This is a genomic window from Algoriphagus lacus, assembly GCF_003583985.1.
Lineage (GTDB): Bacteria > Bacteroidota > Bacteroidia > Cytophagales > Cyclobacteriaceae > Algoriphagus > Algoriphagus lacus.
Genome location: NZ_QXML01000003.1, coordinates 326469 through 349398, shown reverse-complemented (window position 1 = coordinate 349398; position 22930 = coordinate 326469). Strand labels below are relative to the sequence as shown.

The window sequence follows — 22930 nt, the reverse complement described above, 5'->3', positions numbered from 1 at the left end:
CAATTATTAACTATTAACTCCCGTGGATCAAGGATAGTATACAAGAATGGCGATAAGTCATTTCTTTTAGCATGATCGATTTGGGTAAAATTAGACCAATTCAATCAGGAAAAAATAGAGAAAAATTGAATGACAAACAGGATCTCATCCAGCTTGAACAAAAAAAATCCCGATTAAAAACCGGGATCATATTTTATTGACTTGCTTTAATCCATTTCCAAAGAATCCTGTACGTTGGCTTGGTACCGTGCATCAGGATACCAATTCGGTAGATTTTTCCTGCAAGCCAAGTGGTAAACAAAAAGCCAAGCACCAAAAGCCCCATGGAAAGGGCCAATTCCCAAAAAGGTACTCCATAGCTGATCCTTCCCATCATCGCAATTGGAGAGGTCAGGGGGATTATGGATAACCAAAATGAGGCTGAACTTGTCGGGTCCTGAAGCACAAAAACGAAAAGCCCCATGTACGCCACAATTAAGGGGATTGTGATCGGAAACATAAATTGCTGGGCGTCGGACGGTGCATCCACTGCAGAACCAACCGCTGCAAACAAGGCTCCGTAAAGCAAATACCCTCCGAGAAAATAAATGATAAAGCTGAAAACCAGAGTCACAAAATCAATCCCGTTGATCACTTGCAATATGGTAGCGACCTCACCGGCATCGGGAGTGGCCTGGGCAAATTCAGGATTTGCTAATTCCATTGCCTGCTGCTGTGGCATCTGCATGCCTAACACGCCCATCACAACGGTAGAAAGGGTGCCGATCAGCAGTACCCAAATCAAAAACTGGGTGAGTCCCACTGCTCCGATTCCCACGATTTTACCCATCATTAATTGGAAGGGTTTCAAAGAGGAAACTAAAATCTCAACAATACGACTCGATTTTTCTTCGATCACACCCTGCATAATCTGATTCCCATAGACAAAAATGAAAACGTAAATCAAAATCCCTGAGATAAAACCCAATGCATAATTGACGGTCGCGTCATTTACTTTTTCCTCTCCCTGCTCCCCCAAAGTGATGGACTGAATCGAAATATCCGTGCGGATTTCCTTAAGCACTTTCGGATCAATCCCTAGCTGATACAATTTTTGGTCTTCAATTTTCCGCTTCAGGGCACTTTCCAGATATCCCATCAGACTCAAGCTTGGATTTTCAACTCCATAAAATTGAATCCCCTGAGGATTGGCCAGGTCAATTTTCGGGATGTGCAAAAACCCGTACCGATCTCCCTCCTGCACCATTTGCTTCGCTTCTTCCGGATCATCGACCGAGGAAGTGAAGGCATATTGCTCTGAACTTTCCATGAAGAACAGATCCGTCTCATCAATCACCTCGATGATTCTCAAAGATTGGTTTTCCTTTTCGCTCATAGCAATCCACACAAAAACGCCCATGATTGCCGGAAAAATCAAAGGGGTAAGCAGTGTGGCAATCAAAAAGGATTTCTTTTTGACTCTGGACAAATACTCCCGTTGAATCACAAGAAAAATTTTATTCATGGGAAGTGGATTTGACTTGGTGTATAAAAATCTCTTCCATACTTGGAATTTGCTCCCTGAATTCCATCACCTCTCCAAATTCCATTAATTCGTTAAGAAGCTGATTTGGCATCCTTCCTGAGAGTGGAAGTGTGAAATCCCAAATATCTCCCTGGTTGTTGGCAATCCATTCCATTGGCAAATCCCGCTTTATTCTGGCTAAAGAAATCTGGAAGACCTCGGGGCGGAAACTTGATTTCACTTCCCGGATCGTTCCGTCGAGGATTTTTCTTGACCTGTTGATCATGGCAATCTGATCACAGAGTAATTCCACAGACTCCATTCGATGTGTGCTCAAAATGACAGTTGTGCCATTTTTCTTCAATTCCAAAATTTCATTTTTGATGATCTCGGCATTAACCGGGTCAAATCCTGAAAAAGGCTCATCCAATATCAATAGCGAAGGTCGATGGACTACTGTGGAGATAAACTGAATTTTTTGAGCCATCCCCTTCGAGAGGTCTTCGATCTTTTTGTCTCTCCAGGAAGCTATTTCCAGTTTTTCCAGCCAGCTTTTTATTTGGCGCTTGGCTTCGTCTTGGCTCAGCCCTTTCAACCTTGCAAAGTAGACCAACTGATCCCAGACTTTCATTTTCTTGTAAAGTCCACGCTCTTCGGGAAGGTATCCTATTTTCTTGATATCCTCGGGGGAAAGCGGCTTTCCATCCAGTTCAACAGTTCCGCTATCCTGCTCAATTATTTGATTTATAATACGGATCAGGGTGGTTTTTCCCGCGCCATTTGGACCTAAAAGTCCAAAAATCACTCCTTTTGGAACAGAAAGGCTCACATCTGTAAGTGCCTTGTGATTTTCGTAAGATTTATTAAGCTGAGTTATCTGAAGCATTTTTACGCTTATTCGATGGTCACTGAGCCAACGCCCACGTCAATAATTAGCTCCAATAATCGAGGATCGGAAGCTTTGTAGCCTCGGGTCACATAAGTTTCCTTATCGAGAGATTTGAGATACTTTGGCAAAGAAGTCCGGCACATTGGTGTGGTTTTTATCCTGATTTTCACCGGATTGGTGTCAGGTGGGAGTTTCAAATGTACGCTCCCGCCGCTGACCGCAGCGATGACCTGACAGGACCTTGCCAATCCATCACTGTAATTCAGATCAATCTTTCCATAGTTGACCTCCAAAATCATCTTTCTGGCATTGGTGAAATTGGCGTTTTGGACCTCCACAGTTCCCATGTTCAAGGTTACCAATAGCGTGTCCATTTCGATTTGATTGGGAACTTCGGTCCCATAATGGATCAAAACGTCTGAACTAGCACTCTTTATTTTTAGTTGGGAAATGGGAATCTGGGCCAGATCAAAATCTGCTCTGCCAAGACCTAGATTGAAATCCAGATGATACAGATAATTGGAGCCGAGGCCTAAATCCCAGGAATGATCAAAGTCTGCATCATCCGAAAAAAGTTTGGAGGTTATGCTTTTGCCCAAATTGTCGGCTTCGACATTCTTATGTTCCAAACTCGCATCGAGCCGGTTGTGGTGGACACTGTATTTAAAATCCGGAAGGATATTGGACTTCAGCAAATGTCCATGAATGTAAATTGGATCTTGAGTTTTAACCCGCTTGAGCTGAGTCAGACTTTTATAAGATGAAAAATTGAGGTATACCATCTCGAAGCCTTTTCGCTCCGTCACCTTATACTCTCTTACAAATTGCGCCTGACCGGGAATTACCCCCACCACGATCCAAATTATGAGTAGACCCAGTTTTTTCAGCATACGGATAGGTTACGCGGGGACTTTGAAAAGGTTTTTTAAAAATATAAAAAAAGCCAGAATTGCTTCCGGCTTTCAATTTTTTAGAAAAACTCCTTCATTTTGTCGAAGAAAGATTTGTCCTGTTTTCCGGGATCAGGCTTGAAATTTTCTGAACTTCTCAAACCTTCAAGGACATTTCTTTCCTCTCTTGAAAGCTGCACAGGTGTCCAAACATTCACCATAATCAATTGGTCACCACGGGTATAACCGTTAATATCTTTGATCCCTTTTCCTTTAAGACGAAGCATTTTCCCGCTCTGGGTTCCAGGATCGATTTTAATTTTCACCTTTCCATCGATTGTAGGCACTTCCAAGGAAGCTCCCAAAGCCGCATCAATGAATGAAACATGTAAATCATAAATTACATTGTTTCCTTCTCGCTGGAGAACATTATCCTCAGCTTCCTCAATCACAATCAAAAGGTCTCCGGGGATACCACCGGGGATTTCGTTCCCTTTTCCGGACATACTCAACTGCATTCCTTCTCCCACACCTCCGGGAATATTGATGGAAATGACCTCCTCTTTGATGATCAATCCACGTGAATCTGCATCTGCAGGCTTTTTGTCAACGATCTGTCCACTTCCCCCGCACACTGCGCAGGTACTTGCTGAGACCATCTGGCCAAGCATAGTATTGACTACTTTTTTCACCTGACCGGAACCTTGGCAAGTGCCACAGGACTTAAATGTTACTCCTGCTGCGACAACGTGTCGCTTCACTTTGATTTTTTTCTCAACCCCGTTGGCAATTTCCTGGAGGTTCAGTTTGAGTTTAACCCGAAGATTGGTGCCTTTTTTGGTGCGACGGCCTCCGCCTCCTCCTCCAAAGAATGAACCAAATCCTCCGCCTCCGAAGATGTCGCCGAACTGGGAAAAAATATCCTCCATGTTCATCCCGGCACCTCCGCCGAATCCGCCATTTCCACCTAGTCCTTGATGACCGAATTGGTCATATCTGGCCTTTTTATCTGGATTGCTAAGTACCTCATAGGCTTCAGCAGCCTCTTTGAATTTTTCTTCGGCCTCGGGATTGTCCGGGTTTTTATCAGGGTGATACTGGATGGCGAGCTTTCGATACGCCTTTTTTATCTCATCTGCACTTGCAGACCGGGTTACCCCGAGTACCTCGTAATAGTCTCTTTTTGCCATAATTTTTTATGCTCCGGTAACCACCTTTGCGTATCTCACTACTTTTTCTCCCAAGGTGTATCCTTTTTCCACTACATCTATGACCATACCTTTCATTTCCTCACTTGGAGACGGAATCTGAGTGATCGCCTCTTGAGTATCAGGATTGAATGGCTTACCGGCCAAATCTTCCATCGCCTTAAGGCCTTTTGACTCCAGCACTCTGACCAGTTTGTGGAATATCAAGTGATTTCCTTCTCTGATTTTAACCGGATCAGTTTCTCCTTCGGATGCTTTGAATGCTCTTTCAAAATCATCCACTACAGGGATCAATTCCTTAAGCACATCTTCGGAAGCGGTTTTGATCAGATCGATCCGCTCTTTTGCTGTGCGCTTTCGGAAATTTTCAAAGTCAGAATAAAGTCTGAGGTATTTATCTTTCAAATCAGCAACTTCAGCCTCGAGCTTCAATCCCTGATTCTCTGATTCGTTTTGGGGAGTTTCTTCCACGAGTTGTTCTTCCGATTGTAGATTCAATTCTTGATCCTCTTGGTCTTTTTCTTTCATAGCAAATGGAAATAGTTGGTGGAATGAAGGTTATCAATGACTTTGCCAGAACATTTTTTCTGACAAAGTGACACTTATTCAGCATGAATAGCCTGCCAGATCAAATCTTTGAGCTTATCCAGATTGTATTGGCTTACCGATGAAATAAATACATGAGGAATATCTTTGGGAATTTCCAGCTCCATTTCTTTCATCAGTTGCTCATCGAGCATATCAGCTTTGGAAATGGCTAAAATTCGTTTTTTATCCAGGAGTTCCGGGTTGTATTTTTCAAGCTCTCCAAGCAAAATCCGATACTGTTCCTGGACGCTGGTAGCATCTGCGGGAATCATAAAAAGCAAAATGGAATTTCGTTCGATGTGCCTTAAAAATCGTATTCCAAGCCCTTTGCCTTCTGCAGCCCCCTCGATAATTCCAGGGATATCTGCCATGACAAATGACTTATCATCCCGATAGCCCACTACCCCAAGATTTGGCACCAGTGTGGTAAAAGGGTAATCACCTATTTCAGGCCTTGCAGCTGAAATAGAGGAGAGTAAAGTTGATTTTCCGGCATTTGGGAACCCAACTAATCCCACGTCCGCCAAAAGTTTTAACTCCAAAATAATCCACTCCTCAATACCGGGCTCCCCAGGCTGAGCAAAATGCGGCGCCTGATTGGTGGCGGTTTTGAAATGGTCATTTCCCAAACCACCCCGACCTCCACTGGTCAAAATAACTTCTTGCCCGTCTTCGGTAATTTCAAACCTTTTTTCTCCGGTTTCAGCATCCTTGGCTACTGTCCCGAGTGGAACTTCAAGGATGACATCCTTTCCATCAGCGCCAGTTCTTCTTCCTCCTTCTCCTCCTTTACCGGATTCGGCAATTACATGTTTTTTGTATTTAAGGTGTAAAAGTGTCCACAGCTGCGAGCTTCCCCTGAGGATGATATGGCCTCCACGTCCTCCATCCCCTCCGTCAGGTCCTCCCTTTGGAACATGTTTTTCCCGTCTGAAGTGAACAGAACCTGCTCCACCGGCACCGGATCGAGAACAGAATTTTACGTAATCAATGAAATTGGAATCTGCCATTTGTTTGGAAAGAAAAAGGCTAAGCCCGAAAGCTTAGCCAAGTCTTGGTTTTGCAAAATTAGGGATTTGCTGTGAATCAGTAGCTATCTATTACATCAGATATCTCCTGAAAGATCTCATCAATCTCACCTACCCCATTGATGTTCTTGAATTTACCTTGGTTTTCATAGTACTTTGCCACTGGCAAAGTTTCATCTAAATACACCTTGATCCGCGTATTGATTTTTTCTTCGTCCTGATCATCTGCTCGATTGGAAGTTTTTCCTCTTTCCTTGATTCTTTCCTTTAGGATGTCCTGAGGCACATCCAATGCAATCATTCCGGAAATTTTCATGCTGTTTTGAGAAAGCATAGTATCCAAAGCCTCGGCTTGAGCAGTCGTTCTTGGAAACCCGTCAAAAATAAATCCCTTACTTCCTGTCGTGGAATTTATCTTATCTTCTACCATGCTGATAACTACAGCGTCCGGTACCAGATGCCCCTCATCCATGTATTTTTTGGCAAGTCGACCTAAGTCAGTACCCTCTCCCAAATGCTTTCTGAAAAGGTCTCCCGTAGAAAGGTGAGTAAGTCCATATTTTTGAATAAGCTTTTCACTTTGGGTGCCTTTACCTGCACCCGGAGGACCAAATAACACTATGTTCAGCATTCTGAAAGTCGTTTTTTAAGTTGTACTGAGTTGATATAGATCTGGAAGATTTCTTCCAAATCCATCGTAATCCAAGCCAAAGCCAACGACAAATTTATTGGGAATTTCAAAACCCACATAATCCAATCGGTAATTAAACCTGAAGGCTTCCCTTTTAAAAAGCAAAGTTGCTATGGCTAATCGTTTAGGATTGTGCTTTGAAAGCTCAGAAATAAGGTAATTCATGCTGATTCCGGTGTCAACAATATCTTCCACAACAATTACATTTTTCCCTTTAAGGTCGGTTGAAAGCCCTAGAATTGATTTGACTTCTCCTGTGGTGGAGGTACCGGAATAAGAAGAAATCTTAAGAAATTCACAACTTAACTGCAAATCAATTTCCCTAGCTAAGTCCGCTAAAACAATGAAAGCTCCATTCAGAACACCCAACAAAACAAGTTCCTCTCCCTGAAAATCAAGGGATATTCTTTTTCCCAATTCTTTCAAACGGTTATTCAAGTCGGCTTGGGAAATGAATAACTCAAATGTGAGGTCTTTAATCTGAATCTTTTTCATACCCCAACTTACAGTTCATTCATCAGATATTGATACATCCTGAGCATCGAATCCAAATCAAAAAGGGAAACTTTTTCATTCGGGGTATGCACATTATCCTCTGCAGCTCCGATAAAACACCAATCAATGGCATAGGGAGAAAACTGAACCTCCCGACCATCACTTCCTCCATAAGATTCCACTTCCAGCTGAAAAGGTATTCCACTTTTTTCGGCAAGACTGATCAATCTATCCATGAATTTTTTTCTGGGAATAAATTTATCTCTAATTGAAATTACCACTCCTTCATGGTGATGAATTCCCTCAGTAATCCAAGTAATATCAGAAATTAAAGCCTGATTAACTGGAGAATTATTCTGAATAAACCTGAGTAAAAAAGGTATGCTGCCTCCTCCGTGTTCCTCATATGTTGAAAACACAACCCATCCATTATCAAGGGTTTCACATAATTTCAAGGCATTGTATATACCTAGTCTATTGTCTAGATAAGCTGCTTGAATGAACTTATCATCAACTCTGATATTTTGTTCAAAAGATAATCTAGTACCTCTATCTATTCCTCTTGGAAAATCGTGAAAGCATACTTCCTCTTCTTCCATGAGTTGACAAGATATCTCACCTTTACTGTCTTTTCCTACAAGGCGAGTACCGCTCAGGATTTCTGGACCGCCGACAGGAACAAGCTGGTTTTGATACCTAGTCATGAAACCGATTGTGTCGATGTGAGCGAAAACAGCAGTCCTGGGCTTGCCAAATTTGAAAAGGATGCAATCATGAAAATCTTCCCCAAAATATATTTCCGGTTGAACCTTCCAAGATTTCATTCGTTTCTTGGCATAATTGATAATTACTTGAGAAACCTCTGATTCATCACCGGACACGCTATGCTTGCCCAACAATTCAAACAATAATTTCATTTTGGCATTGATTATGTTATCTCTATATTCAACTCCAATTAAAAAGTCCTGACAAATTTTAAACTTGGAGTTGGGAATTAAATAAAAGGTCTAGATTTGCAGTAAATTAAAAGTTTATAAATTTGTAATCACATCTATCAATCACTTAAAATTTGAACAAAAATTTTTTGTCATGAAAAAATTTATACTCTCATCCCTTATGGCTGGAGCCTTAGCAATCACTGCTAACGCCCAGGAATTCAACAAGTGGTCGCTCGAAGCAACTGGTGGTTTCAATAAACCAATGGCTCCTTTGACAGGTGGCTACCTATCTCCAACCTTGAACTTAGGTCACGTAGATTTTGGCGTGAGATACATGTTCAATGAAAAATTTGGCGTAAAGCTAGATTATGGATTAGGTTCCTTCAAAGAAGTTGAAGGTGAAAGCCCATCTTTCAATACTAAGTACAACAGATTCAATCTTCAAGGTGTAGCCAACATTGGCCGTGTAATGAATTTTGAATCCTTCACAAGAACTTTTGGCCTGTTGCTTCACGGAGGTGCAGGTATTGGTTTAGTTAACCCTGAGGAGAACCTTTACAATGATTTCGATGACAATGTTTACACGTTGATTTTCGGAATCACTCCACAAGTTAAGCTAAGTGAAAAAATCGCCCTTGTTGGTGATATCTCTACCATTCTAAATGGTCGCCAGACTGTAACCTTTGATGGTGCAACTGCAATCCGTCCTGACATCAGTAACGGTTTCTACGGAGCTAATGGAACTTGGTGGACTGGTACTATTGGTTTGAATTTCTACCTTGGAAAATCTGAGCAGCATGCCGACTGGTATATCGCCGCAGATAAGTATGCGACTAAGGAAGAACTTGCATCTCAAATCAATGGTATCAAAGACATGTTGAAAGATTCTGACGGAGATGGAGTTCCTGATTATTTGGATAAAGAGCCAAACACTCCAGTTGGAGCAAGAGTAAATGCAGCTGGAACTACCCTTGATTCAGACGGAGACGGGTCACCTGATCACGTAGACAAGTGTCCATTCCAGCCAGGTCCATCTTCAACTAATGGCTGCCCTACTGAAGTTGTAAGAGACGAGGTTGACTATTTGAAGAAAGCTATCAATGATGGCTACGTTAATGTTTACTATGCCTTCGATAGCGACAAACCACTTGGTTATTCAGTAAGTGCAGCTCAGTACGTGTCAAATTTCTTGAAAAGAAATCCAGGCGTAAAAGTTGAAATCAAAGGATACGCTGACGAATTGGGTCCAGAAGACTACAACATCAAATTGTCTGAAGCTAGAGCAAAAGCTGTCTATGACTTAATCGTTGCTTCAGGAGTTGATTCTTCAAGATTGAGCTACAAAGGCTACGGTGAGGATACTTCAGTTGATAAGTCATCAGCAGACGCTCGCCAGATGGCAAGAAGAGCAAGTTTTGAAATCAAATAAAATTTAATAACAATTAGTTTTAAGCTCTGCCATTCATTTGGCAGAGCTTTTTTTTTAAATCCCTTTATTGTTTGGCATATTTTTTACTTTTGCCAAGTCATCCTCAAATCACCCTACTAAAACAATTCAATGAAAAAGTATTCCCTTCTCTTTTTGATTACGGGAGCCTTAAGCCTTAATGGTATGGCTCAAAAAGATTTCAACAAATGGTCATTGGAAGTTAATGGCGGATTTAACAAACCAATGGGCCCTTTGACGCCTGGTTATCTTTCTCCTACCTTAAATCTTGGCCACGCTGATTTAGGAGCCCGATACATGTTTAATGAATATTTCGGGTTTAAAGGAAATTTGGGAGTTGGAAGCTTTTCAGAAGTAAGTGGTGAGAGCCCCGAATTCAACACTGACTACATTTACATATCCGCCCAGGGAGTTGCAAATTTTGGCCGGATGTTAAATTTTGAATCATTTTCCAAAAAGATAACCCTTTTAGGCCATCTTGGAGCTGGGGGAGGTAGAATGAGATTTGATGAACCTGCATCATACAGCTTTGTGGAACCGGATTATTACTATCTCATTACTTCAGGAATTACTTCACTTTACAGCCTTACCGAAAGAATTGCTATATCCGGTGACATATCTGTAAATGTAAACGGAAGACAGACGTACACTTTTGACGGAAATGCATTTAATGCACCTGTTCAACCTGACCCTCCAACAAATCCGTTTGTTCATGCAACTGGAACTTGGTGGACTGGCACAATTGGATTGAATTTCTATCTTGGAAAAGCCGAGCAGCATGCTGATTGGTATATTGCCGCCGATAAATATGCTACCAAAGAAGAGCTCGCAGAAGCGATAAACGGAATTAAGGACATGTTAAAAGACTCCGACGGAGATTCAGTGTCCGATTATCTTGACAAAGAACCAAATACCCCTACAGGGGCAAGAGTTGGATTTAACGGAGTAACTCTTGATTCTGACAGCGATGGAACTCCGGATCATTTAGATAAATGTCCTTTCATTCCAGGGCCAAGCTCTACTGCCGGATGTCCAGTTGAAGAAATCAAAGAACAAGTTGACTACCTTCGAAAAGCGATCAACGATGGTTTTGTAAACGTTTACTTCGGATTTGACAGCTCCAAACCACTTGCCTACTCTGTCAGTGCTGCTTCTTATGTAGCAAATTTCCTTCAAAAAAATCCAGGAGTTAAGCTGGAAGTCAAAGGATATGCTGATGAGCTTGGAGGAGATAATTACAACATCAAACTTTCTGAAAAAAGAGCCAAAGCAGTTTACGATATTCTTGTAGCCGCCGGAATTGATCCTTCAAGGTTGACCTATAAAGGCTATGGTGAAGATACCAGCGTAGACAAATCCTCTGCTGATGCCCGCCAAATGGCACGAAGGACAAGTTTTGAGATTAAATAAATTTTAAATTTAAGCCCGGCTACAAACCGGGCTTTTATTTTAACCCAACGCTATGTTCGTTCTATCTGCATGCAACTCTGTCGGAAATCAATTCATGGCTGAACTCCGGGATGTTTCCATCCAAAGCGACCGAATGAGATTCCGTAAAAACCTGGAAAGAATTGGAGAAATCCTAGCTTATGAAATTTCAAAATCATTCCCATACATTTCCAAAGAGGTCCAAACACCTTTAGCCAAAACCAACATTTATCTCCCAGAGGTAAATCCGGTAGTTGTGTCAGTTCTTAGGGCTTCCCTTCCTTTTTATCAAGGTTTTTTGAATTTTTTCGACAAGGCCGAAAGTGGTTTTATTGGTGCTTTTAGGGAAGAGGGGGCTGGAGAAATAAGAATCAACCTAGGTTACCATGCAAGCCCAAGCCTAGAAGGGAAAACTCTGATTTTGGCTGATCCAATGCTAGCAACTGGAAAATCCTTTATCCGTTCGATTGATACCTTACTTTCCCATGGCACGCCTAAAATCATTCACATCGCTGCCGCATTCGCGTCACCCGAAGGGATTAGGTACATTGAAGAACAGATCAAAGTTCCTTACCAGTTTTGGATTGGAGCAGTTGATCAATCTCTTAACAGCCAGTCATACATTGTTCCCGGATTAGGGGATGCTGGAGATCTGGCTTTTGGTGAAAAATTGTAATGAGAAAACGTATTTTCTAAAAGACTTCAACTTTAAATTCCATTTGTGAAACCATTGACTAAGGAAAGCAGGTTATCCAAGTAAGCTGACTCGCTATAATCCCAAGAAAATGAAAGCCATAGTATGAATGAATCGTTGATTACTTTATTTGGCATCTATTTTCTTAGTCTTTTCAAATTTATTGCAGGACCTGTTTTAGGTTCGGCTGCCGGTTATAGTTTATGGAAAATCATTCTTGTGACTGTTTCGGGAATGATGACCAGTGTTTTCCTGTTCAGTCTTATTGGAAGTCAATTTAAAAAGAAGCTTGCATTAAGATTTAAGCGAAAAAGCCCTGTTTTCAGCAAAAAATCCAGAACCATCGTTAGTCTATGGAGGAAATATGGCGAAATAGGAATTGCCTTTATGACCCCTTTGTTTTTAACTCCGATTGGAGGAACACTGATTTTGGTTTCATTTGGTACAAAAAAGCGAAAAATCTACTTTCACATGCTTTGGAGCGCTCTTTTTTGGTCTATATTTTTCGGACTAACCATAGATCAAATTTTGCGGATTCCATTCTTCCACCACCTATTCGGGTAAATTTTCGTCAGGCAATATCTCAATATCCTGAATCAAAACACGGTTGGCAATCTCCTGGCCAGTCAATGTGGCAGCAAGTCCTCCCATAGCAGTCTCCTTATATCTGCTTTCCATGGAGGCCCCGATTTCACCCATCGCCTCAATGCACTCATCTACTGGAATAACTGCATTAACATTTGCCAAAGCAATCTGTGCGGAACTGAATGCTATTGCAGCGGCACTGGCATTTCTGACCACACAGGGGACTTCAACTAAACCAGCCACTGGATCACAAACCAATCCGAGCATGCATTGAATCGTAATTGCCACTGCATTGAAAACCTGATCCACCGTTCCTCCCAAGCAATAAACTATTGCTCCTGAAGCCATCGCTGCAGCTGAACCTGTCTCAGCTTGACAACCTCCAACAGCCCCAGCCAAACTTGCTTTTTCCTCAATAATCAAAGCAATTCCAGCTCCTACCAAAAGTCCCTCCAGAATTTTAGCATCTGATAATCCATGAATTTCCTGCAAAGTAACCATGGTTCCTGGTAGGATTCCCGAAGCCCCAGCAGTAGGAGCTGCCACTACTCTACCCATACAGGAGTTTACTTCTTTTGCAGCTAAAGCCCGGGAAATCAATTTTTGAAATTCAGGAGAAAGTACTGAAAGCGGATGATTGTAAACTTTCTTTGCCCCATTATTGATCATCCCCGACCGGGAGGTCATTTCCTCTTCCAATCCGGTTTTCACAGCCTCTTTCATCACAGTATAGGCGTGCTGGAGGCCATTCCAAATCTTTTCTTCAGTGGAATTCTTTTGCTCGATCTCATATTCAATCACGGATTGAACTAAAGTGACCTGATGGGTTTCGCAATATTGCTTCCACCCTTTGAAGCTTTCAAAAAGGTAACACATGAATACTTGGGTTTATAGAGTTAAAAGAGACTTTGCCAGACTATTCAAATTCAATAAACGCGAACTTTTTATAGTGGGCTTAAACTCTTACTTTTAAAATTCAGTTAAATACTTAAAACCAAAAATAGGGCAATATTTTCGACCAATTCGAATGAGTAAGCTGAAATTAATCCTACCCATATTTTTCTTTCTGATGAGTTGGAATGCTTTTTCACAGCGGGAGGACGTGGGCAATTACGAATATGACAAAGAGTATCTCTTTGGCTTAAATAAAAACACAAACGGTGGACTTATCGGCGGGATAGTTTTCAAATCCGGTACCCGACTCGATGATACAAATTTTGCGTTTTGGGGCATTGAACTTTCCAATGTAAAAAACCCAAAAGAGGTCAGATACAATACTGTCCTTGGTAACAGCTATATTTTTGGAAAGTCAAATTACCTCTATGCAATTAGACCCCACTATGGACGGGAAGTTATCCTTTTCAAAAAAGCTCCAAATCAAGGTGTGCAAGTTAGTGCCCTTGCAGCTGCCGGCCCCACAATAGGCTTAATTGCTCCATACTACATCGAATACGCCGTCAACCGAGTGGAAACCGTAACCGAGCAATATGATCCGGAAGTTCATCAAAGCCGATTCAATATTTTGGGAACTGGACAGCTTTTTGAAGGGCTGGGTCAATCCGATGTGGCCTTCGGAGCCACCTTAAAGGCAGCTTTGATGTTTGAGTTTGGGGTGTTTAGAAGCAGTGCAACCGGCTTGGAAGTCGGATATATGGTGGAAGGTTATACCAAAGAAATCCCATTGATCCCAACCACCGAAAATAACCAGCTTTTTCAATCAGCCTATTTTACATTTTTCTACGGATTCCGAAAGTAATCGGAATTGGGTTTTTGAGGCTGCCTAAGTTACCTTTGCTACAAATCTGAATGTGATGATTGAACTACCCGTAATATCTGAAGAAGCAACCCGTAGAAAAAAGCCAGATTGGCTTCGCGTGAAGCTTCCTGTAGGAAAAGAGTACGCTAAAGTCAGAAAACTCGTTGACGAACATAAACTGCACACCATCTGCGAAAGCGGTAATTGCCCAAACATGGGAGAGTGCTGGGGAGCCGGTACAGCTACTTTCATGATTCTTGGGAATGTCTGTACCCGTTCTTGTTCTTTCTGTGCAGTTGCAACCGGAAGGCCTCCTGAGTATGACACTGACGAACCCCGAAGAGTGGCAGAAGCAATCAAACTAATGGGGGTTAAGCACGCTGTAATCACCTCTGTAAATCGGGATGAATTACGTGATCGTGGGGCTGAAATCTGGTACCAGACGGTGGTTCAGACCAAAGAGCTTTCTCCGGAAACAACAATCGAGACACTTATCCCAGATGTCAAGTCAAACTGGGATGCTTTGTACAGAATGATCAGCGGGGGGCAGGAGGTTGTTTCACACAACATGGAAACGGTGGGAAGCCTATACAGAAGAGTTCGTCCCCAGGCTAAATACGAGCGATCATTGGAACAAATAAAATTGACCAAGGAGTATGGGAAAAGGACCAAAACCGGAATTATGCTGGGCTTGGGGGAAACCAAAGAAGAGGTCTATAAAGCAATGGACGACTTAGCTGCACATGGTTGCGACATCCTAACATTGGGGCAATACCTTCAGCCAACCAAAATGCACATTGAAGTGGCTGAATTTATCCATCCTGATCTGTTTGCTCATTATAAGGAGGAAGGACTAAAAAGAGGTCTCAAATATGTGGAATCAGGACCTTTAGTAAGGTCATCCTACCATGCCGAAAGACATGTAAATGTATAAAACAAAAATGGCTGCCAATTGGCAGCCATTTTTGTTTTAATTCTATTATTATCAGGCCAATTCAGCCTCTTTTGCATATTCTTCTACCGGAATACAGCTACAGACCAAGTTTCTGTCGCCATAGGCAGAATCAATTCTTCTCACGGAAGGCCAGAACTTACCCTCTTTCACATAAGCGATTGGGAACACAGCTTTTTCTCTGGAATATGGAAGATTCCACTCCCCTGTCAAGACCATGGTAGCAGTATGTGGTGCGTTTTTCAAAACGTTCTCTACCTTATCCGCTTTTCCTTCCTCAATTTCTTTGATTTCTGCACGAATTGAAATCATCGCATCACAGAATTTATCCAATTCCGCTTTGGTCTCTGATTCGGTAGGCTCGATCATCAGGGTACCCGCAACCGGGAAAGAAACAGTGGGAGCATGGTATCCATAGTCCATCAATCTCTTAGCGATGTCTTCAACCTCCACTCCTACTTCTTTGAATGCCCGGCAATCCAAGATCATCTCATGAGCAGCGCGACCTTTTGAACCGGTGTACAAGATGGAGTAATGCCCGTTGAGTCTCTCTTTGATGTAGTTAGCATTGAGTATTGCTATTTTGGTAGCGTTGGTCAAGCCATCACCCCCCATCATCGAGATGTATGCGTACGAAATCGGAAGAATACTGGCACTACCATATGGAGCAGAAGAAATGGAGGAAACAGCATGCTCACCGCCAGTTTTCACCAAGGGATTTCCAGGAAGGAAAGGAGCCAAATGACTTGCCACGCAGATTGGTCCCATGCCAGGTCCGCCACCACCGTGAGGAATACAGAATGTTTTGTGCAAATTCAAGTGACATACGTCCGCGCCGATTCTTCCAGGAGAAGTCAATCCCACTTGAGCATTCATATTAGCTCCATCCATGTATACCTGTCCGCCGTATTGGTGGATGGTGGCACAGATTTCCTGGATTGCTTCTTCGAACACACCATGAGTGGAGGGATAAGTCACCATCAAGCAAGACAGATCTTCTGCATGTTCAGCTGCCCTTGCTTTCAAATCCTCGATGTCGATGTTTCCTTTTTCGTCACATTTTACCAAAACGACCTTCATTCCGGCCATTACTGCTGATGCTGGATTGGTTCCGTGTGCGGAAGTTGGGATAAGGGCAACATTTCTGTGACCTTCACCGCGGTTCATATGATAGGCTCGGATTACCATCAGGCCAGCGTATTCACCTTGCGCACCTGAGTTAGGCTGCAAAGAAGTGTCTGCAAAACCGGTAATCTCGGTCAACCAAGTTCTCAGATTAGAGAAAAGCTCCTGATATCCTTCGGTTTGATCAATTGGTGCAAATGGGTGCAGTTGACCAAACTCAGGCCATGTCACAGGGATCATCTCTGCGGTTGCATTCAATTTCATGGTACAAGAGCCCAATGAAATCATGGAATGTACCAAGGAAAGATCTTTACTTTCCAAGCGCTTGATGTACCGAAGCATTTCGTGCTCGCTGTGATAATTGTTGAATACCGGATGAGTCAGGTATTCTGATTTTCTGATCAAAGAGTCTGGAAGTTCCAGAGAAAGTCCTTCGGCGAGATTGGCTACATCCGGTGTCGCTACCCCTTTTGCTTTTGCAAAAACAGCAATCACCTCAGCAGTATCTTCAATCGTCTTGGCTTCATCAAAGGCAATGAAAACTGCTCCTTCTTCATATCTGAAGTTAATCTCAGAAGCAACTGCCAGCTGATTCACTTTTTTCAGCGTGACCGGATCAACAGATACTTTCAAGGTATCAAAAAACTGTTTGTCGGAAACTTCAAATCCTAATTGCGCGAGCGCCTTTTGGGTCAATTTTGCCAAACCGTGAGTTCTCAATGCGATATTTTTCAATCCCTGAGGACCATGGTATACAGCATAGAAGCTGGACATCACCGCCAACAATACCTGAGCGGTACAGATGTTTGAGGTTGCTTTTTCTCTTTTGATGTGCTGCTCCCGGGTCTGAAGCGCCATTCGGTATGCCTTGTTTCCTGCACGATCAATCGAAACACCAATGATACGGCCTGGAATCTGACGTTTGAATTCCTCTTTAGTGGCGAAAAATGCAGAATGCGGTCCGCCGTAGCCCATTGGCACTCCGAATCGCTGCGCAGATCCAACTACCACATCGGCCCCCATTTCACCTGGAGAAGTCAATAATGTCAAGGCCAACAGATCTGAAGCAAAGGCAGTCAGCACCTTATTTTCTTTAGCTGCAGCGACAATAGCAGAATAATCAGAAACCTCCCCGTCAGCATTTGGATACTGGAACATCACGCCATAAAGTTCCGGATCAGTCAAATCCAAAGTCGAAATTGGTCCAAAAACCAAATCAATTCCAATCGGCTCAGCTCTCGTAACGAGGAGCGCCTTTGTTTGAGGAAATACTTTTTCGTCTACAAAATATTTATTGGCGTTCTTTTTTTCCTTTGGTTTTACCGCATGAAGCATAGTCATGGCTTCTGCTGCTGCAGTTCCTTCGTCAAGCAAAGAAGCGTTTGCCAATTCCATTCCTGTCAATTCCATCACCACAGTTTGAAAATTGATCAAAGCCTCCAAACGGCCCTGAGCGATTTCAGCCTGGTACGGAGTGTAGGCCGTATACCATCCCGGATTTTCCAAAACATTTCGCAACACTACCCCAGGAACCAAGGTATCGTAATAGCCCAAACCGATATAAGACTTGAACACTTTGTTCTTGGATGCCAGCTTTTTGAAGTTCTTGAGAAACTCAGACTCCAATTGAGCTGCAGGTAGATTCAAGGGACGTTCGAGCTGTATGGTTTGAGGTACTGTTTGGTTGATTAATTCCTCCAGGGAAGAGGCGCCGATTTTCTCCAACATTTCCGCGATTTCCGCCTCTGTCGGGCCATTGTGTCTGCTCTCAAATTTGACAGCATTAGAAAGATTGATCTGCATAAGAACGCTTTGGAAGTATGACTTATTTGGGTTTGTAAACAGCCTGATTTTACGAGCGCAAAGGTACTATTTCTTGAAAGAAAAGACTTTGGTCCCATCCATTTATTTACCCAATAACCCTGCTTCTTTATAAACGGTTTTTTCGTGGGGTAAAAAATTATCTAGCTTAGGGGCCTAAACTTAAAATATCTATGAATAAAGGATTAATACTTTGCGGAGCTATGGCTTTTGGGTTGGCTACTACAATCCTAGCTCAGACCCCCGCACAGCTGAAGTATGCAAATACGATCACAGTTGAAGATTTAACCAAACACCTGACCTATTTGGCTTCTGACGAAATGAAGGGCAGAGACACAGGTTCGGAAGAAGGAAAAATTGCCGCCAACTATCTGGCTGATTTCTATAAAAACCTAGGACTGTCAGCGCCGGTCAACGGCAGCTACTTCCAAAATGTGCCTTTGGTCAGCACCAATTTCAGCAAAGTCACCCTTCAAATCGGAAAAACCAAACTGGTCGAAAATCAAGATTTCGTTTTCACCGGCGATGGCAACATGGCCAAAGCGGCAAAATCAGAGTTGGTTTTCTTGGGTCTTGTTTCTGATGAAAACTTGGCAAAGGTTGACGTAAAAGGAAAACTCGTAGGCATTTGGGCCGCGGGGGTGAGAAGCAACGATCTGATCTCTACTGTAATGGACGCAGGTGCTGCCGGTGTGGTCATCGTGACCATGGAAGGCCAGGCTAATTTTGACCGAATTGCTAATCGATACAAGTCTTTAGCTGGAAAAGGAAGAATCGGCTTTGACAAAGCCACAGACCAAAGACCAGTATTTATGGTCAGTTCCGATAAAATGGGACAGCTTTTTGCCACCCCGGTGGAAACTTTAAAAGAAGCCGCCAAAACTTCTCCTGAAACCATCGCCGCTCAGAAAGCAACTTACCAAGTCGTAAAAACCAAAACTCCTGTTGAGGCAGTAAACGTGATGGGATTCCTCGAAGGAACCGACAAGAAAGAAGAAGTATTGGTGATCTCATCCCACTATGACCATGTGGGCGTAGCCAGTGACGGCGATGCGTTCAACGGTGCGGACGATGACGGCTCCGGAACAGTTTCTGTGATGGAGATCGCCGAGGCTTTCGCTTTGGCAGCCAAAGAAGGGCTCAAACCAAGAAGAAGCATTTTGTTCCTTAACGTAACCGGAGAGGAAAAAGGACTGTTGGGTTCTGAGTATTATTCTGAAAATCCAGTGTTCCCGTTGGCTAATACGGTGAACAACATCAACATTGATATGGTAGGCCGAATCGATTATGAATACCAGAAGGCTGAAAATAAGGATTATGTCTATGTGATTGGCTCTGAAATGCTTTCTTCCCATTTGAAGAAAATCAACGAGTACAACAACATCACATACACCAATCTGATTCTGGATTACAGATACGATGCAGCAGATGATCCAAACAGATTTTACTACCGATCAGACCACTACAACTTCGCTAAGCACAACATCCCGGTGATTTTCTTCTTCAACGGAGTGCATGACGACTACCACCAAGTGACTGACACGGTGGACAAGATCGAATTCCCGTTGATGGCTAAGCGTGCCCATCTGATCTTCCATACCGCTTGGGACCTTGCCAACCGAGAGCAACGGACTCCGGTGGATGGAACCAATACCCGCACTGAGCGCTGAGAATCTAAACTAAAAAAAGGCCTTGAAAATAAATTCAAGGCCTTTTTTTTACTTCCCCTTATTCTTTTGATTTTTCGTCTTTAGTTGATTTCGGTTTGGCTTCTTGACATGCTTTTTAGCTTTGACTTTTTCTCCTTTTCCGATGTTTTTCTTAGGTGGAGCTTTTTTCTCATGGAATGCTCCCTTGTATTCTGGATTGTCGCGCTGCTTGAGTCGGTCGAGTTCACGGGCGTATTCCTGCTTTTCTTCATATGGAGTCTGAGGAACTTCCACTACTCCGGGAATAGGCAATAATTCCACCTTCATCCGGATCAGATCCTCGATGCACTCAAAATGATACAGCTCCGCAGGATTGATGAAAGTGATTGCCTTTCCTTCATTTTCGGCTCTACCGGTGCGGCCGATGCGGTGCACGTAATCCTCATAAATCAACGGCACGTCAAAATTGATCACGTGAGATACCATAGTAACATCCAAACCTCTCGAAGCCACATCAGTCGCTACCAACAATCTGACTTCTCCGCCTTTGAAATCTTCCATGGAGTTGATTCGGGTGTTTTGTCCCTTATTGGCATGGATCACACGGATTTCCCCGAAATGCTTTCGTTCCAAAAAGCTGTATACGGACTCGGCATTTTTCCGACTTCTGGTAAAAATGATCGCTCGGTTGATCTCCTCATTTTCCAGCAAGTGAGCCAGCAAATTGATTTTGGTTTTGATATTGGGAACATGGTACTTGACCTGTGCGATCGTTTCGGCCGTGGTCGCGGAAGGTGTGACTTCGACTTTCTCCGGAAACTCGAGAAATTCCGCAGCAAGGTTTTCCACACGTGAACTGAAGGTGGCAGAGAACAGTAGATTTTGCCTTTTAACTGGAATGACTTCCAGAATCGCACGTATCTGAGGCATAAATCCCATATCCATGATTTTGTCTGCCTCATCCAGCACCATGGTTTTGATCTCCTTGGTCAGAATGTTTCCCTTTCGGTACAAATCCATAAATCTTCCCGGGGTGGAGATGATAATGTCTACCCCAGCAGCGATATTTTCAATCTGAGTTTTTGGCCCCAATCCACCATAAAGACTGACTATTCGGAGATCGGTATTTTGGGCCAGTTGCTTTGCCACTTCTTCGATCTGCATCACGAGTTCTCGGGTAGGGGCTAAAATCAATGCCCTTGGGTGAGCCCCTTGGGCATATTTCACCTTCATCAAAAGAGGAAGGATGTAGGCAGCAGTCTTTCCAGTACCGGTCTGAGCAATACCAAGCACATCATGTCCGGCAAGAGCAAGAGGAATAGCTTTCTGTTGAATCGGAGTGGGCTGAGTGTAGCCTGCGGAGGCCACTGCATCCAATAGTTGCTTATTTAGCTTAAATGCATCAAAACCTACGGCCTCATTGCTCATGATTGTTATTTTTGGAGAGAAATCTGAACTCAAAAAAGAAATTGAAGATGAAAAGTATACTGATCACCGGTGCAAATATAGTCAATGAAGGCCGGATTAGCCCGGGAGATGTTTTGGTCAAAGACGGCAAAATAGCCAAAATCGGAGCCGATTTGAGCTCAGAGCACGCTGATATTCATATTGATGGACGCGGAAAACACCTCTTCCCTGGGGTAATTGATGATCAAGTCCACTTTCGGGAACCAGGTTTAACCCATAAAGGTGAAATTTATACGGAAGCAAAAGCCGGTGTGGCAGGTGGCACCACCACTTACATGGAAATGCCAAATACAGTACCACAAGCGGTGACTATTGAACTCTTGGAAGAAAAATTTGCCCGAGCCAAAGAAGTATCTCTGGCAAATTATTCATTCTTTTTGGGCGGAACCAATAACAATCTGGAAGAAATCCTAAAGCTTGATTTGAAAAATGTCTGTGGATTGAAAGTGTTTCAAGGATCATCTACAGGTAATATGGTAGTGGATAATATTGAATCTCTCGAGGGAATTTTTAAAGAATACAAGGGACTTTTGGCAATCCATTCTGAAAACGACCACATCATCAAAGCCAATCTTGATGAATTCAAAACCCTTTACGGGGATGACATTCCAGTAAAATTTCACCCTAAAATCAGATCGGAGGAGGCTTGCTACGACGCTTCAAGCAGGGCTGTGGCCATGGCGAGGAAATACGGAACCAGGCTTCACGTCCTTCATATCAGCACCGCTAAAGAACTTGAGCTTTTCGACAATTCAATTCCGTTGGAACAAAAGCGGGTCACTGCTGAGGCTTGTATCCATCACATGTGGTTTTCCGAGGAAGATTATTCGACCAAGGGAAACCTGATCAAATGGAATCCAGCCGTCAAAACCGCAACAGACCGGGATAAAATCTTTCAAGCCATGCTGGATGATCGAATTGATGTCATCGCTACAGATCATGCACCACATACATTGGAAGAAAAAGCATTGTCTTACACCAAGGCTCCATCCGGTGGTCCATTGATTCAGCACAGCTTGGTAGCTATGTTGGACTTCTACCATCAAGGGAAAATAACCCTGGAGAAAATCGCACAAAAAATGGCTCATAACGTCGCCATTCTCTTCCAAATTGAAAAACGTGGATTTATCAGAGAGGGATATTTTGCAGATTTGGTCTTGGTGGATCTGGATTCCTCCTGGACTGTTTCCAAAGAAAACATCCTTGCAAAATGCGGATGGTCACCATTTGAGGGACATACCTTCAAATCCAAAGTCACCCATACGGTCGTATCCGGACATTTGGTGTATGAAGAAGGTACATTCCATGAGGAAAAGAAAGGCGAGCGAATCACTTTTTTGAGAAATAAGTAAACTGCTCCTTGCACTGATTCATCATTCTACTTACTTTTGCAGACCAATTGAGGAAAAGCACTCAAAAGGTCTAAATGGTGATTGTAGCTCAGCTGGTTAGAGCGCTGGTTTGTGGCACCAGAGGTCGCCGGTTCGAACCCGGTCTTTCACCCAAACCCCTCTTCTGGAGGGGTTTTGCTTTATAAAAGGGTGCGAGTTGGCACAGCATTTGACAAAATTAGACGAAACTAAACCACACTCAGATGTTTACTTTATTCAAATCCTCTCCAAAATTCCCGGTTGTGAAGCCCGTGAATATCCGACTGGTTCACAATTACTTTGTGAAATTCGAAGAATCTTTAAGGAACTTCGAGGAAATTCAAAAGGAAGCAATTCATTCCTGATTATTTAATCAGTTAGTCTCAAGGTTATGGAAACATAACC

Annotated in this window: 19 protein-coding genes and 1 tRNA gene; 8 read left to right on the top strand and 12 right to left on the bottom strand. The window is 42.9% G+C overall.

Features of this window, described 5'->3' with window-relative positions:
* Positions 1 to 193: 193 nt before the first annotated feature.
* The 9 genes from D0X99_RS08625 to D0X99_RS08585 all read right to left on the bottom strand — a co-directional run bounded on the left by D0X99_RS08625 (position 194) and on the right by D0X99_RS08585 (position 8210).
* Positions 194 to 1504: an ABC transporter permease gene (locus D0X99_RS08625; RefSeq protein ID WP_119477269.1), complete on the bottom strand. Its 1311-nt coding sequence runs from the start codon at positions 1502 to 1504 to the stop codon at positions 194 to 196.
* Entirely contained in the window at positions 1497 to 2390 is an 894-nt protein-coding gene (locus D0X99_RS08620; protein WP_119477268.1) for an ABC transporter ATP-binding protein, read from the bottom strand. The genes D0X99_RS08625 and D0X99_RS08620 overlap by 8 nt, the downstream gene beginning before the upstream one ends.
* Positions 2391 to 2398: 8 nt before the next feature.
* Entirely contained in the window at positions 2399 to 3283 is an 885-nt protein-coding gene (locus D0X99_RS08615; protein ID WP_119477267.1) for a hypothetical protein, read from the bottom strand.
* 80 nt (positions 3284 to 3363) lie between these two features.
* Positions 3364 to 4473, bottom strand: a complete 1110-nt coding sequence (dnaJ, locus tag D0X99_RS08610; RefSeq protein WP_119477266.1) for a molecular chaperone DnaJ — start codon at positions 4471 to 4473, stop codon at positions 3364 to 3366.
* Between the two features lie 6 nt (positions 4474 to 4479).
* Positions 4480 to 5019 carry a nucleotide exchange factor GrpE gene (locus tag D0X99_RS08605; protein WP_119477265.1) on the bottom strand — a complete coding sequence of 180 codons (540 nt, stop codon included), beginning with the start codon at positions 5017 to 5019 and terminating at the stop codon, positions 4480 to 4482.
* Between the two features lie 74 nt (positions 5020 to 5093).
* On the bottom strand, positions 5094 to 6089 hold the full coding sequence (gene obgE / locus D0X99_RS08600) for a GTPase ObgE (protein WP_119477264.1): 996 nt from the start codon (positions 6087 to 6089) through the stop codon (positions 5094 to 5096).
* A 76-nt stretch (positions 6090 to 6165) separates the two neighbouring features.
* Complete coding sequence (locus tag D0X99_RS08595; RefSeq protein WP_119477263.1) at positions 6166 to 6738, bottom strand: adenylate kinase; 573 nt, start codon at positions 6736 to 6738, stop codon at positions 6166 to 6168.
* Between the two features lie 15 nt (positions 6739 to 6753).
* A complete protein-coding gene (hpt, locus tag D0X99_RS08590) occupies positions 6754 to 7293 on the bottom strand; it encodes a hypoxanthine phosphoribosyltransferase (RefSeq protein ID WP_119477262.1) in 540 nt (179 codons plus the stop codon).
* A gap of 8 nt (positions 7294 to 7301) precedes the next feature.
* On the bottom strand, positions 7302 to 8210 hold the full coding sequence (locus D0X99_RS08585) for an aminopeptidase (RefSeq protein ID WP_119477261.1): 909 nt from the start codon (positions 8208 to 8210) through the stop codon (positions 7302 to 7304).
* A 172-nt stretch (positions 8211 to 8382) separates the two neighbouring features.
* Here D0X99_RS08585 and D0X99_RS08580 point away from each other — a divergent pair, with 172 nt between their 5' ends.
* The 3 genes from D0X99_RS08580 (at position 8383) to upp (ending at position 11782) form a co-directional block, all read left to right on the top strand.
* Entirely contained in the window at positions 8383 to 9660 is a 1278-nt protein-coding gene (locus tag D0X99_RS08580) for an OmpA family protein (RefSeq protein WP_119477260.1), read from the top strand.
* A gap of 129 nt (positions 9661 to 9789) precedes the next feature.
* Positions 9790 to 11088 (top strand): OmpA family protein, encoded by a 1299-nt coding sequence (locus D0X99_RS08575; RefSeq protein ID WP_119477259.1) that lies wholly within the window; start codon positions 9790 to 9792, stop codon positions 11086 to 11088.
* A gap of 52 nt (positions 11089 to 11140) precedes the next feature.
* The gene (gene upp, locus D0X99_RS08570) at positions 11141 to 11782 is read left to right on the top strand and encodes a uracil phosphoribosyltransferase (protein WP_119477258.1); all 642 of its coding nucleotides are present in this window, start codon (positions 11141 to 11143) and stop codon (positions 11780 to 11782) included.
* 570 nt (positions 11783 to 12352) lie between these two features.
* Here the strand turns inward: upp and sdaAA are convergent.
* The gene (gene sdaAA, locus D0X99_RS08560) at positions 12353 to 13261 is read right to left on the bottom strand and encodes an L-serine ammonia-lyase, iron-sulfur-dependent, subunit alpha (protein WP_119477256.1); all 909 of its coding nucleotides are present in this window, start codon (positions 13259 to 13261) and stop codon (positions 12353 to 12355) included.
* A gap of 151 nt (positions 13262 to 13412) precedes the next feature.
* Here sdaAA and D0X99_RS08555 point away from each other — a divergent pair, with 151 nt between their 5' ends.
* Together D0X99_RS08555 and lipA are read left to right on the top strand one after the other, a co-directional pair.
* A complete protein-coding gene (locus D0X99_RS08555; RefSeq protein WP_119477255.1) occupies positions 13413 to 14141 on the top strand; it encodes a hypothetical protein in 729 nt (242 codons plus the stop codon).
* Between the two features lie 55 nt (positions 14142 to 14196).
* A complete protein-coding gene (gene lipA / locus D0X99_RS08550) occupies positions 14197 to 15075 on the top strand; it encodes a lipoyl synthase (protein WP_119477254.1) in 879 nt (292 codons plus the stop codon).
* Between the two features lie 51 nt (positions 15076 to 15126).
* On the opposite strand, the gene gcvP is transcribed toward lipA, so the two are convergent.
* Complete coding sequence (gene gcvP / locus D0X99_RS08545; protein WP_119477253.1) at positions 15127 to 18021, bottom strand: aminomethyl-transferring glycine dehydrogenase; 2895 nt, start codon at positions 18019 to 18021, stop codon at positions 15127 to 15129.
* A gap of 191 nt (positions 18022 to 18212) precedes the next feature.
* Here gcvP and D0X99_RS08540 point away from each other — a divergent pair, with 191 nt between their 5' ends.
* Positions 18213 to 19709 carry a M28 family peptidase gene (locus tag D0X99_RS08540; protein WP_119477252.1) on the top strand — a complete coding sequence of 499 codons (1497 nt, stop codon included), beginning with the start codon at positions 18213 to 18215 and terminating at the stop codon, positions 19707 to 19709.
* Positions 19710 to 19757: 48 nt separating this feature from the next.
* Here the strand turns inward: D0X99_RS08540 and D0X99_RS08535 are convergent, their stop codons facing one another.
* A complete protein-coding gene (locus tag D0X99_RS08535) occupies positions 19758 to 21116 on the bottom strand; it encodes a DEAD/DEAH box helicase (protein ID WP_119477251.1) in 1359 nt (452 codons plus the stop codon).
* A 47-nt stretch (positions 21117 to 21163) separates the two neighbouring features.
* Here D0X99_RS08535 and D0X99_RS08530 point away from each other — a divergent pair, with 47 nt between their 5' ends.
* The gene (locus D0X99_RS08530; RefSeq protein WP_119477250.1) at positions 21164 to 22507 is read left to right on the top strand and encodes a dihydroorotase; all 1344 of its coding nucleotides are present in this window, start codon (positions 21164 to 21166) and stop codon (positions 22505 to 22507) included.
* A gap of 76 nt (positions 22508 to 22583) precedes the next feature.
* Positions 22584 to 22659, top strand: a tRNA-His gene (locus D0X99_RS08525).
* The last annotated feature ends 271 nt before the right edge of the window (positions 22660 to 22930 follow it).

Bases quoted from the DNA above. Each gene is read 5' to 3' on its own strand.
- D0X99_RS08615 (WP_119477267.1), bottom strand. From the start codon at position 3,283: ATGCTGAAAAAACTGGGTCTACTCATAATTTGGATCGTGGTGGGGGTA.
- D0X99_RS08605 (WP_119477265.1), bottom strand. From the start codon at position 5,019: ATGAAAGAAAAAGACCAAGAGGATCAAGAATTGAATCTACAATCGGAA.
- dnaJ (WP_119477266.1), bottom strand. From the start codon at position 4,473: ATGGCAAAAAGAGACTATTACGAGGTACTCGGGGTAACCCGGTCTGCA.
- D0X99_RS08535 (WP_119477251.1), bottom strand. From the start codon at position 21,116: ATGAGCAATGAGGCCGTAGGTTTTGATGCATTTAAGCTAAATAAGCAA.
- D0X99_RS08620 (WP_119477268.1), bottom strand. From the start codon at position 2,390: ATGCTTCAGATAACTCAGCTTAATAAATCTTACGAAAATCACAAGGCA.
- D0X99_RS08585 (WP_119477261.1), bottom strand. From the start codon at position 8,210: ATGAAATTATTGTTTGAATTGTTGGGCAAGCATAGCGTGTCCGGTGAT.
- D0X99_RS08530 (WP_119477250.1), top strand. From the start codon at position 21,164: ATGAAAAGTATACTGATCACCGGTGCAAATATAGTCAATGAAGGCCGG.
- D0X99_RS08580 (WP_119477260.1), top strand. From the start codon at position 8,383: ATGAAAAAATTTATACTCTCATCCCTTATGGCTGGAGCCTTAGCAATC.
- D0X99_RS08555 (WP_119477255.1), top strand. From the start codon at position 13,413: ATGAGTAAGCTGAAATTAATCCTACCCATATTTTTCTTTCTGATGAGT.
- obgE (WP_119477264.1), bottom strand. From the start codon at position 6,089: ATGGCAGATTCCAATTTCATTGATTACGTAAAATTCTGTTCTCGATCC.
- hpt (WP_119477262.1), bottom strand. From the start codon at position 7,293: ATGAAAAAGATTCAGATTAAAGACCTCACATTTGAGTTATTCATTTCC.
- D0X99_RS08595 (WP_119477263.1), bottom strand. From the start codon at position 6,738: ATGCTGAACATAGTGTTATTTGGTCCTCCGGGTGCAGGTAAAGGCACC.
- D0X99_RS08625 (WP_119477269.1), bottom strand. From the start codon at position 1,504: ATGAATAAAATTTTTCTTGTGATTCAACGGGAGTATTTGTCCAGAGTC.
- upp (WP_119477258.1), top strand. From the start codon at position 11,141: ATGTTCGTTCTATCTGCATGCAACTCTGTCGGAAATCAATTCATGGCT.
- D0X99_RS08540 (WP_119477252.1), top strand. From the start codon at position 18,213: ATGAATAAAGGATTAATACTTTGCGGAGCTATGGCTTTTGGGTTGGCT.
- lipA (WP_119477254.1), top strand. From the start codon at position 14,197: ATGATTGAACTACCCGTAATATCTGAAGAAGCAACCCGTAGAAAAAAG.
- gcvP (WP_119477253.1), bottom strand. From the start codon at position 18,021: ATGCAGATCAATCTTTCTAATGCTGTCAAATTTGAGAGCAGACACAAT.
- sdaAA (WP_119477256.1), bottom strand. From the start codon at position 13,261: ATGTGTTACCTTTTTGAAAGCTTCAAAGGGTGGAAGCAATATTGCGAA.
- D0X99_RS08575 (WP_119477259.1), top strand. From the start codon at position 9,790: ATGAAAAAGTATTCCCTTCTCTTTTTGATTACGGGAGCCTTAAGCCTT.